Origin of the sequence: Streptomyces sp. MB09-02B (assembly GCF_033794485.1) — a bacterium.
Taxonomy (GTDB): domain Bacteria; phylum Actinomycetota; class Actinomycetes; order Streptomycetales; family Streptomycetaceae; genus Streptomyces.
Genome location: NZ_JARGEE010000311.1, coordinates 1 through 10892, shown reverse-complemented (window position 1 = coordinate 10892; position 10892 = coordinate 1). Strand labels below are relative to the sequence as shown.

9 protein-coding genes and 1 pseudogene are annotated in these 10892 nt (G+C 72.2%); 4 read left to right on the top strand and 6 right to left on the bottom strand.

Translation table 11 applies throughout. From position 1 onward, the window contains the following. The first annotated feature begins 33 nt into the window (after positions 1-33). Complete coding sequence (locus tag P1P70_RS32160; RefSeq protein WP_319244064.1) at positions 34-1791, top strand: autotransporter; 1758 nt, start codon at positions 34-36, stop codon at positions 1789-1791. A 17-nt stretch (positions 1792-1808) separates the two neighbouring features. Here the strand turns inward: P1P70_RS32160 and P1P70_RS32155 are convergent, their stop codons facing one another. Next, a complete protein-coding gene (locus P1P70_RS32155; protein WP_319244068.1) occupies positions 1809-2795 on the bottom strand; it encodes a winged helix-turn-helix domain-containing protein in 987 nt (328 codons plus the stop codon). A 140-nt stretch (positions 2796-2935) separates the two neighbouring features. Between P1P70_RS32155 and P1P70_RS32150 the strand changes: the two genes are divergently transcribed. Then, complete coding sequence (locus P1P70_RS32150; RefSeq protein WP_319244062.1) at positions 2936-3379, top strand: peptidase inhibitor family I36 protein; 444 nt, start codon at positions 2936-2938, stop codon at positions 3377-3379. A 50-nt stretch (positions 3380-3429) separates the two neighbouring features. Here P1P70_RS32150 and P1P70_RS32145 read toward each other — a convergent pair whose 3' ends face one another. Beyond that, positions 3430-4815 carry an amino acid permease gene (locus P1P70_RS32145; protein ID WP_319244060.1) on the bottom strand — a complete coding sequence of 462 codons (1386 nt, stop codon included), beginning with the start codon at positions 4813-4815 and terminating at the stop codon, positions 3430-3432. 133 nt (positions 4816-4948) lie between these two features. Here P1P70_RS32145 and mmuM point away from each other — a divergent pair, with 133 nt between their 5' ends. After that, positions 4949-5902 (top strand): homocysteine S-methyltransferase, encoded by a 954-nt coding sequence (gene mmuM / locus P1P70_RS32140; protein WP_319244058.1) that lies wholly within the window; start codon positions 4949-4951, stop codon positions 5900-5902. 103 nt (positions 5903-6005) lie between these two features. Here mmuM and P1P70_RS32135 read toward each other — a convergent pair whose 3' ends face one another. Genes P1P70_RS32135 through P1P70_RS32125 form a run of 3 tightly spaced genes read right to left on the bottom strand, consistent with a single transcriptional unit; the run spans position 6006 to position 8450 of the window. Further along, a complete protein-coding gene (locus tag P1P70_RS32135; protein WP_319244057.1) occupies positions 6006-6788 on the bottom strand; it encodes an ABC transporter permease in 783 nt (260 codons plus the stop codon). After that, positions 6785-7753 carry an ATP-binding cassette domain-containing protein gene (locus P1P70_RS32130; protein ID WP_319244055.1) on the bottom strand — a complete coding sequence of 323 codons (969 nt, stop codon included), beginning with the start codon at positions 7751-7753 and terminating at the stop codon, positions 6785-6787. Before P1P70_RS32130 ends, P1P70_RS32135 begins: the two co-directional genes overlap by 4 nt. Before the next feature lie 25 nt (positions 7754-7778). Continuing rightward, positions 7779-8450 carry a DUF4097 family beta strand repeat-containing protein gene (locus tag P1P70_RS32125; RefSeq protein WP_319244053.1) on the bottom strand — a complete coding sequence of 224 codons (672 nt, stop codon included), beginning with the start codon at positions 8448-8450 and terminating at the stop codon, positions 7779-7781. A gap of 235 nt (positions 8451-8685) precedes the next feature. Between P1P70_RS32125 and P1P70_RS45900 the strand changes: the two genes are divergently transcribed. Continuing rightward, positions 8686-9441: a helix-turn-helix domain-containing protein gene (locus P1P70_RS45900; protein ID WP_413471596.1), complete on the top strand. Its 756-nt coding sequence runs from the start codon at positions 8686-8688 to the stop codon at positions 9439-9441. A gap of 22 nt (positions 9442-9463) precedes the next feature. Here the strand turns inward: P1P70_RS45900 and P1P70_RS32110 are convergent. Further along, a pseudogene (locus tag P1P70_RS32110) lies at positions 9464-10870 on the bottom strand (carboxylesterase/lipase family protein); the annotation flags it as partial. Positions 10871-10892 lie beyond the last annotated feature (22 nt).

Below are 10892 nucleotides of genomic sequence, written 5' to 3'. Positions count from 1 at the left end.
TCCTTCGGCGGGGTAAGTTGGTTTTAAAGGCCAGTGCGCAAGGGCGCGACCCTGCAGTACGGGAACAGCGGCTCGACCGGGGTGATCGGCCACTACCCGTACGGCACCCCGGCGTTCCGGCTCAACCAGAACAACATCCGGGTCGACGGCACCCTGCGCCTCGCCCTGAAGAACGTCGCGTACAACCTGGGCACCATCAGCGGCTCCGGCCTGGTCAGCCAGCCGAGGTTCCTCTGGGCCACCTGGGACCTGTCGGGCACCCACCCCTTCACCGGGGTCATCGACAACGGCACCCAGGTGAACGCCGGGCGCCCGGAGTTCGCGACCGCGCTGCCGAACGCCCGCAAGGTCCTCAACCAGGGCACCTGGACCGTGGACACCCCGCTCGGACAGACCGTCACCCAGGGCATGGACTTCTACCAGCGCGAGTACGGCAGCGACATCAACGTCCAGTCGCGGCCCGGCAGCAAGGTGATCCTCACCGGGCAGTACAGCTGGTCGGACCGGGGCGGCGACACCAACCCCTCGATCAGCGACCCCGCCCTGAACTGGACACCCGCGCGCAAGAACGTCAACAAGCGCGGCACCAACATCAAGGGCGCGAACGTCCAGTGGGGCGACGGGACGACGAACAAGATCTTCATGCCGGGCACGGCCGAGACGGTCTACATCAACCTGCTGGCGGCCCGGTCCCGTTCCCTGCTCACCTTCGACTACAACGGGCCCGTCACCCTGGGCGCCCCCATCGGCGGCGGCCGCTTCCACGACACGCTCTCCGCGCCCGGCGCCGGGGACGTCGTCATCAAGGGCACCCGGGGCAACGACGTCACCTTCGCCGCCGTGCAGTACTACAACGGCTCGACCACGGTCGGGAAGGGCGCGGTGCTGCGGCTGGGCAGCGGCAGGTCCGGCGGCGACGGCGGCCTGTACACCAAGGGCGACCTCACCAAGGTGGTCAACAACGGTTCGCTGGTCGTCCGGAACGCGTCCAGGCCCGTGACGCTGTCGCGGGTGAGCGGCAGCGGTTCGCTCACCCAGTCGGGCGCGGCCACCACGACCCTGACGGGCACGGGGGTGACGTACACCGGGGCGACCAACGTCACCAAGGGCACGCTCGCACTCCGTTCGGGGGCGACGCTCGCCCACAGCAGGACCGTCCGGCTCACCACCACCGGCGCGAGGCTCGACGTGGGCGGCTCCGGGATGAGGGTGACCGGGGCGCTGTCCGGCAAGGGCACCGTGCGGGGTGCGGTGACCAACGCGGGTGTGGTCGTCGCCGGCCTCACGGTGACCGGCGGCTACACCCAGACCGCCAAGGGCGAACTGGTGCTGCGGAAGAAGCCGTTGAAGGTGACCGGGGCGGTGCGGCTGGCCGGTGGGCTGGACTTCGCGGCCCTGGCCGACGTCGGCGGACCCGGCGAGACGGTCACCGTGATCGACCACCGCGGCAAGGGCGCGAACACCGGGAGGTTCACCGGGCTCCGGGAGGGCGCCACGGTGAAGCTGGCCGACAGCACCTACCGGATCGGGTACAGGGGCGGCGACGGCAACGACGTCGTCCTCACCCGGGTGAAGGGCAGCCCGTCGCCGTCCGTGAAGGCCGCGGACGCGGGCGCCGGCCCCGGTGCGCGGGACCCCCGTACGCAGAGCGCGAGCGCCTCCGCCGACAGCGGCCTCGGCTGGTGGCCGTACGCCCTCGCCCTGGGCGGCCTCTCCGGGCTGCTGGTGCCGATGACCAGGCGCCGCGGGAACAACAGGCGCCGGGGCGGCCGGCACGCCGCCACGGGCTGAGCCCGGGGCCGCTGCCCTCAGCCGTCCTGCCGGGGCTTCTGCTCCAGCAGGGCGGCTCCGAGCGGGGTCAGGGTGTGCAGGACCGTGTTGGCGTGGCGGTGGCTGGCGATCAGACCGGCGTCGCGCAGGACGGCGGTGTGATGGCTCGCCGTCGTGGGCGTCACACCGGCCCGGCGGGCGGCCTCGGTGGTGGTGGAACCGGTCGCGCTGGCCCGCAGGATGGCGGCGCGCGTGGGGCCGAGCAGCGCGTTCAGGGGTGGTGAGCCGGCGTGCCGCGTCGTCGCCGGCTGATGGTGGAGGGGGTACAGGAGCACGGGCGGGAGCCCGGGGTCGGCCAGGGCGATGGGCGCGTGCCAGCAGAAGTGGGAGGGGATCAGGAGCAGCCCCCGGCCCGCGAGGGGGACGTCGCGGTGGTCCGGGTACGGGGCTATCTCCAGGACCGGTGACCGCCAGCGGATGGTGGGGCCCAGCTCGGCGAGCAGCCCCTCGGTGCCGGTGTGGAACAGGGTGTGCGCGTGGCGGGCGCGTTCGGCGTGCAGCCGTCGCTGGATGTGCTCCTCGTGCGGGGCGATCACGGCACCGTGGTAGGCGCGCAGGGCGCCCACGAGTTGTTCCCGCATGCCCCGCTCGCCGAGGCGCCGGGTCCACGCCGGGGCACCGACGGTCCGTTCGAGCAACTCGACCTCGGCGTTCACCCTGTCGTCCGGGGTCGCCAGGACGGCTTCCAGCCCGGCGTCCAGCCCCTGTGTGCCCTCCGGGGGCGTCAGGAAGTCGGGGAAGTACCCGGCGCGTGGGAAGAGCGGCAGCAGGAAGCTCTTCACGGTCCGGTCGAGCCCGGCCCGACGCAGCGCGGCCCGCGCGTCACGGAACCAGGAGGCGTAGGCCCAGCGGCCTTCGCGCGTCTGGAGCCGGTGCAGGCTGACCGCGATCTCCCACAGCGCGTGGGGCTCGGTCGCCACGCGCACCTTGGTGCGGTCCTCGGGCGTGAAGTGAAAGCGGAGCATCCCGTTCCCCATGGTCGTCAGTCTCCGACCTGCGTGTTTTCACTCCCCTCACATGAGCATGACAGCGCCGGGTGGCACGGGAAACATGAATTCCCGCCAGCCGTGCCCACCGGCACGATCCAGCAGGAGAAGGGACCGGGATGTCCTCGTACCAGCAGGTGAATGACCGGAAGCAGAGCCGTAGGCCTCGTCGGATCCGCCGGATCCTGGCGGCCGTGGGCCTCACCGCCGCCGTGGCCTCGTTGGGCCTGGTCGCACCCGGCTCGGCCAGTGCCGCGCCGCAGGCGTGGGAGTGCGACACCGGCGACGTGTGTGTCTGGAACAACATCAACGGGACGGGCGGCCAGTGCGCCTGGACCAACTCCGATCCGGACTGGTGGAACGGCAGCGTCCAGTGTTCGTGGTCCGACACCCGCAACGTCAGGTCCGTCTGGAACCGCGGTACGTCGTCCTCGTACAACTACGTCGTCCTCTACACCGGCGCGAACTACACCGGCACCCGCTACTGCTTCGGGCAGGACGGCGGATTCGACAACGACTTCAACGCCAGGATCCGCTCCCACCGTTGGCAGGCCTCCTGCTGATCAGGAGGTGACCGGCGGGTCCCGTCGCGGGGCCCGCCGGTTCGGCGTGTCTAGGCGCCGGTTCCCTCGGCCCCCTCCTGCCGCCCCCGCAGCCACACGTACACCGGGATGCCCGCGAAGAGGAACAGCGCGCCCTGGTAGACGGCCGCGTAGCCGGCGCCGGCGATCAGCCAGAAGGAGAAGGCGAAGGAGAGGGCGGCGACGATCAGGTCGCGGACCAGGCCGGCGGGGCGGACCCGCTCCCGGGTGCCGCGCGCCAGCCAGTACAACTGGGCGGCGGCGGACAGCAGATAGGGGACGCAGCCGGTGAACGTGGTGATGAGGACGAGGACTCGGAACGCGGTGTCCGGGTCGTCCGCGTAGTTGACGGCGATGAGGAGCGTGCCGAGGACGGCGGTGGCGAGGACGCCGAAGCCGGGCACACCTCCCTTGCCGACCCGGGCGAACGGCTTCGGGAAGAGGCCGTCGCGGGCGGCGGCGTACGGCATCTGGGCGCTGAGCAGGACCCAGCCGTTGAGGCAGCCGACGATCGAGGCGACCGCGACCAGCGCGATCACCGTGCCGCCCCAGCTGCCTCCGGCCATCGAGTTCACGGCGTCGGCGAAGGGCGCCCCGGACTCGACGAGTTCCTCGTGCGGGACGAGACCGAAGACGGCGACCGTGCCGAGGATGTAGACCAGGGCGGAGGCGACGGTGCCGAGGACGCTGGCGCGGCCGACGTTGCGCTCGGGGTCCTTGACCTCGCCCGCGCTCACGGCGGCCGACTCCACGCCCAGGAAGCTGTAGAGGAGGAGCGCCGCGGCGGCGGCGACCGCGCCGGGGGCACTCTCGCCGGAGGCGTTGAACGGGCCGAAGTTGTCCGTGTCGACGAAGAACAGGCCGACGGTCGCGACCAGCAGCAGCGGCACGAACTTCAGCACGGTGGAGACGATCTGCACGGCGCCCACGTAGCGGGTGCCCGCGAAGTTCGCGGCGGCGGGCAGCCACAGGGCGGCCAGGGCCACCAGCGCCAGGACCACCTTGCTGTCGCCCAGGGGTATCAGCACGTCCACGTAGCCGACGACACCGACGGCGAGCGCGGCGATGCTGACCCAGCACATCGTCCAGTACGACCAGGCCGACAGGAAGCCCGCGAAGGGACCGAAGGCGTCGCGCGGGTAGACGTAGAGGCCGCCGGTGACCGGGCTGCGCCGGGCCAGCTTCCCGAAGAGCAGCGCCAGCAGGACGGCGGCCACGGAGAGGATGACGAAGGCGAGCAGGCTGACCGTGCCGTACGGGGCGACGGCGGCGGGGAGGGTGAAGATGCCGCCGCCGATGATGTTGCCCATGACGAGGGCGGTGGCCGCGGCGAGCCCGAACTTGCGGCCCGGGGCGGTCGCGCCGGGGGCCGAGGTCGGTTCGGGCTCGGTGGCCTCGGGGGTGCTGGTCGTGGTCATGGCGGTTCCCGGGGATGGGAGGGGTGGGACGGGGAGGGCGTGATCGTACCGCCGCGGTCCACATGGTGGTCAATCTGTTCATGTGCTGGACACACTCGGGGGTCGCCTCGGCACCTCGACTACCGTCGTCTGCATGACCAGCAACGCACCCGGCAGCCTTCCCCACGTCCCCGGTCCTCGCGTCGGCCTCTTCGCCGCGGCCCTCGCCGCCGATGTCCTCGTCCTCGACGGCGGCATGTCCAACCAGCTGGAGTCGGCCGGCCACGACCTGAGCGACGAGCTGTGGTCGGCGCGGCTGCTCGCGGAGCGGCCGGAGGCGATCACCGAGGCCCATCTCGCCTACTTCGAGGCGGGCGCGAGCGTGGCGATCACCTCCAGCTACCAGGCCACCTTCGAGGGTTTCGCGGGGCGCGGCATCGGGCGTGAGCGGGCGGCCGAACTCATGGCACTGAGCGTCGAGTTGGCCGTCGACGCGGCGGTGGAGGCGATGGCGCGGGGCATCACGCGCCCGCTGCTGACGGCCGCCTCGGTCGGCCCGTACGGGGCGATGCTCGCGGACGGCTCCGAGTACCGGGGCCGGTACGGGCTGAGCGGGGCCGAGTTGGAGCGGTTCCACCGGCCGCGCCTGGAGGCGCTGGCCGCCACCCACCCCGATGTCCTCGCGCTGGAGACGATCCCCGACACCGACGAGGCCGAGGCGCTGCTGCGAGCCATCCGGGGTCTGGAGGTGCCCGCCTGGCTGTCGTACACGATCGCCGGTGACCGCACCCGCGCCGGGCAGCCGCTGGAGGAGGCCTTCGCGCTCGCCGCCGACGCCGAGGAGGTCGTCGCCGTGGGTGTGAACTGCTGCTCGCCCGACGATGTGGACGGCGCGATCGAGACGGCCGTGCGCGTCACCGGCAAGCCGGTCGTGGTGTACCCGAACAGCGGCGAGACCTGGGACGCGTCGGCACGGGCCTGGACCGGACGGTCGACGTTCACCACCGAGCAGGTGGAGGGGTGGCGGGCGGCGGGTGCCCGGCTGATCGGCGGCTGCTGCCGGGTGGGCCCCGAGGCGATCTCGGCCATCGCGAAGTCACTGGGCTGACGGACCCGGGCCTGCGCCGCGCACCCGCGACCACGCGGTACCCCGCGCCCCCGAAGGGGCGCGGGGTACTGGAACCCGGTGCCTGCCGCCCGGACGGTCTGCGTCACTTCGCGTCGCTGTTGTACTTCGAGGTCGACCAGACGTAGCCGAGTACCGCGAGGGCCAGGCTCCAGGCGACGGCGAGCCAGCCGTTGTGGCCGATCTCGGTGCCGAGGAGCAGGCCGCGCAGGGTCTCGATGGCGGGGGTGAAGGGCTGGTACTCGGCGATCGGCCTGAACCAGCCCGGCATCGTGTCGGCCGGGATGAAGGCGCTGGAGATCAGCGGCAGCAGGACCAGCGGCTGTGCGCTGTTGGCGGCCGCCTCGGCGTTCGGGCTGGACAGCCCCATGCCGACCGCGATCCAGGTGAGCGCCAGGGAGAACAGTGCGAGCAGCCCGAGAGCCGCCAGCCACTCCAGGGCCGAGGCGTCGACGGAGCGGAAGCCGATGGCGACCCCCACGGCACCGACGAGCACCACACTGGCGACGCACTGCAGCACGCTGCCGGCGACGTGGCCGACGAGGACGGAGCCGCGGTGGATGGCCATGGTGCGGAAGCGGGCGATGATGCCCTCGTTCATGTCGGTGGCGACCGACACCGCGGTGCCGACGACGGTGCCGCCGATGGTCATCATCAGGATGCCCGGGACGATGTAGGCGATGTAGTCGGAGCGGTCGCTGCCGCCGATGCCCGCGCTCATCACGTCGCCGAAGATGTAGACGAAGAGCAGCAGCAGCATGATCGGGGTCAGCAGCAGGTTGAGGGTCAGGGAGGGGTAGCGGCGCGCGTGCAGGAGGTTGCGGCGCAGCATCGTGGACGAGTCACGGACGGCCAGGGGGGCGCTCATCGGACGGTCTCCTTGGACTGGTTCGGACGGGTGGGGACGTCGGTGCCGGTCAGGGCGAAGAACACGTCGTCGAGGTCGGGGGTGTGCACGGTGAGTTCGTCGGCCTCGATGCCGGCGGAGTCCAACCGGTCCAGAACGGCGCGCAGTTCGCGTTGGGTGCCGCCGCTGGGGATCTGCAGGGCGAGGGCCTCGTCGTCGCGGGTGACCTCGCGCAGCGCGGAGGCGGCGGAGCGGTAGGCGGCCGGGTCGGTGAAGCGGAGGCGGACGTGGCCGCCGGGTATCTGCCGCTTCAGTTCGTCGGCGGTGCCTTCGGCGGCGATCCGGCCACCGTGCAACACCGCGATGCGGTCGGCGAGTTCGTCGGCCTCCTCCAGGTACTGGGTGGTGAGGAAGACGGTGACGCCGTCGGAGACCAGCTCACGGATGATCTGCCACATCGTGTGACGGCTGCGGGGGTCGAGGCCGGTGGTCGGCTCGTCGAGGAAGATGACGCGCGGGGCGCCGACCAGGGTCATGGCGATGTCGAGCCGGCGCTTCATGCCGCCCGAGTAGGTGGAGGCGGGCTTCCTCGCGGCCTCGGTGAGGTCGAAGCGCTCCAGCAGGTCGGTGGCGACGCGTCGGCCCTCCTTCCTGGACAGGTGGTGCAGGTCCGCCATGAGGAGCATGTTCTCCTCGCCGGTGATCAGACCGTCGACGGCGGAGAACTGTCCGGTGACACCGATCACGGATCGGATGTCCTGCGCGTCGGCGGCGAGGTCGTGGCCGCCGACCCGGATCTCGCCGGAGCCGGGGCCGGGCGGGACGAGCGTGGAGAGGATCTTGACGGCGGTGGTCTTCCCGGCGCCGTTCGGGCCGAGCAGGGAGAAGATCGTTCCCTCGGGGACGGTCAGGTCGACACCGTCGAGGACGGTCTTCTCTCCGTATGCCTTGCGCAGCCCGCGTGCCGCGATGGCGTGGTTCGTCATGGTGGTGTCGCCCTTTCCGGGGTCGTCAGAGGCTGCGGGCGGTGATGTCGCCGTAGCCGGTGGTCGCGTGGATGTCGAGCCGGGCGCCGCCGTCCCCGCTGTTCCTGAGCGAGTTGTGGATCCGCCCGTGGGAGGTGCCGGCGTCCAGGGAGGCCGAGGCGTCTGGGGCGGCGCCGACGGAGATCTCGCCGTACCCGGTGTGCAGGGTGACGGTGCCGCGGGCGGCCTCGGTGATGCGCAGGTCGCCCTTGCCGCTGGTGATGTCGGCGGGGCCGTCCAGACGGCCGACCAGTGCGTCGCCGGCCAGGATGTTCAGGCGGGCGCTGGCGGCCTCGTCGAGCTTGACCTGGCCGTGCGCGCCGTCGATGGCGACATCGCCCAGCCGCCCGACACCGCGGAACTCGGCGGCGGCCGCCTTGGCCTCGACATGGGAGCCGGCGGGCAGCTGGACGGTCACCTCCAGGCTTCCGGAGGGGCCGAAGAGCTCGTTCTTCGCCTCCGGGGCCTGGATCCGCAGCACCCCGTCGCGGTAGTCGACCGTGGTCCGCTCGGCGGCCCTGACGTCCCGGCCCTTGGCGGCGTCGGCGGGCCGGACGTCGACGGTGGTGTCGGCCCGGTCGGCGGCGATGAGCCGCACGCGCCCGGCGGGGATGTTCAGGACGGCGGAGATCGGGGTGGGGGTGTCGAACTTCTGCATGGTGCTCTCCCTCAGCTCTTCGTTTCGGCGCTTTGTTTCCGACAACGCAAAAGCTACGTTGCGTTCGCAGAACTAGCAACATACTCGTTGCGAAACCAAGCAATACATGCAGGTGAGAGCCAAGGAATCATTGCAACGGGCCTGACAGTAACGCAACAGGCCCTACGAGATACGTTGCAATGAAATGGACGTGAACGCTATAGTCGGCGCACCACGGAGCATGAAGGAGACAGCGATGCCGGGAGGCAGGCTCACCCAGCAGGAACGCCGGCAGATCGCGCTAGGACTGGCCGACGGCCTCGCCTACGCGGAGATCGCCCGACGCCTGGAGCGCCCCACCTCGACGATCACGCGTGAGGTGATGCGCAACGGCGGCCCCACCGCCTACCGCGCCGACCTGGCCCATCGCGCCACCGAACGCCGCGCCCACCGGCGTCGCGGGACCACGCCCCGGGCGGCACAGGCCCCCGAGCAGGCCCACGGCCGCGACGTCGAGGCCGTACGCGAGTACGAGGAGACGTTCACCCACGTCATGATGGCCTCGGGCATGCCCACGATGATGGCCCGGGTGATGGCCTGTCTCACCCTCACCGACAGCGGCAGCCTCACCGCGGCCGAACTGGCCCAGCGGCTCCAGGTCAGCCCGGCGTCCGTCTCGAAGGCGATCGCGTTCCTCGACAGCCAGGGCATGGTCCGGCGGGAGCAGGGCGAACGCCGCCGGGAGCGCTACGTCGTCGACGACGACGTCTGGTACCAGTCGATGATCGCCAGCGCCCGCGCCATCGCCCAGATCGTCGAGACCGCCCGCCAGGGCGTCGGCGTCCTCGGCACCGGCACTCCCGCCGCCGACCGTCTGGAGAACGTCGCCCGTTTCCTCGACTTCGTCAGCGAGAACACCACCCGCGCCGCCGAGCAGGCCCGCGCGATCCTCCACACCAAGCCGCGCACTCCCACGGACGGCACCGCCGGACCCGGCGCGGAGCACGGGTAGGGCCGGCACCGGCCTCGGCCGGTCACGGACTCCGGCGGAAGCGGCGCAGGGCCGGCAGAGGGCCCCCGCCGGAGGTGACGAAGGTGCCGGCGCCCTGCACCCTGCGCGGCCGCCGCGCGTCGGCGGCCCAGAGGGCGAGTTCGGGGTCGTAGGGGCCGTGGACGACGGGCTCGGCGTCCGGGGAGTCGAAGACGCGGACCGGATGGGTGTGGTCCCAGACCGGCCAGCCGGGTGTGCCCTCCGTCGCGAAGCCGACCCAGGCACCGTGCAGGGCGGTGGCGAGGTCGTGCGGCGCGTGCTCGCCGGCGAGCTTGGCGGAGGCCGGCGTGTCGCCGGTGTCGAAGACGAAGCCGAGTTCGAGGGCGTGGCAGGAGCCGAGGGCGGGAACGCCGGAGGACCAGGCGAACTCGTACACGTACGACCGGGCCTGGTCGACGCGGGCGTCCGCCACCCGGTGCAGGGGGACGCGGAGGAGGTGGTCGGTGACGAGTTGGCCGACCAGGTCGGCGATGCCCTTGTCCGGGTGGAGGTCGCGGTAGGCGCGCGGGACCTCGGGGCCGCAGTGGCAGCGGGCGCGGGCGCCGGCCAGCGCCACCGTCCCCAGGCGGTCGACGCGTTCCGCGAGGCCGCCGGGGACGAGCCAGAGCCGGTGCTCGTCGCGGGTCCAGCCCATGAGGAGGTCGATGCCCGGAGCCGCGCCGTGCTCGGTCAGCGCCTGAAGCGGGTCGGTGGGCAGCAGGTCACCGTCGACGACGATGCCGAAGGCGGGACCGCCGAGCACGGGGCTGCTGAGTCGGCCGACCTCGGCCTGGGCCTCGGCGAGCGCGGTCCGGTCCACGGCGGCGAAGGCAGCGGCGGTCGCCGGGACCTTGAGCCGGTTCGCCATCCGGCGGACCATCCGGCGCACCTTGTCCCGGTCCAGGGCCTCCGGCGGCCCGCTCTGCAGCACGGCCCGCCGGAACAGGCCCCGGGCGCGGGGCACGGCCAGCAGCGCGCCGACGCTGATGGCGCCGGCCGACTGGCCGGCCAGGGTCACCCGGTCCGGATCACCGCCGAACGCCGCGATCGACTCCCGCACCCACTCCAGCGCGGCCAGCTGGTCACGCAGCCCGAGGTTGGGCGGGGCGTCCGGGAAGAGGCCGTAACCCTCCACGCCGAGGCGGTAGTTGAGGGAGACCAGAACCACCCCGTCACGGGCGAAGGCGGCGCCGTCGTAGACCGGGACCGCCGACGAGCCCCGGGTGAGGGCGCCGCCGTGGATCCAGACCAGGACCGGCAGCCGGGCCCCGTGGCCCGGCTGCGGCGTCCACACGTTCAGGTTGAGGCAGTCGTCGCCCGGGACGACGGGGTCCGACAGATAGCGGGCGAACGCCTCCGAGTACGGCGGTTTCGGAGGCGTCGGCCCGAAGGCGACGGCGTCACGCACCCCCCTTTAACACAATTCCAAGCCA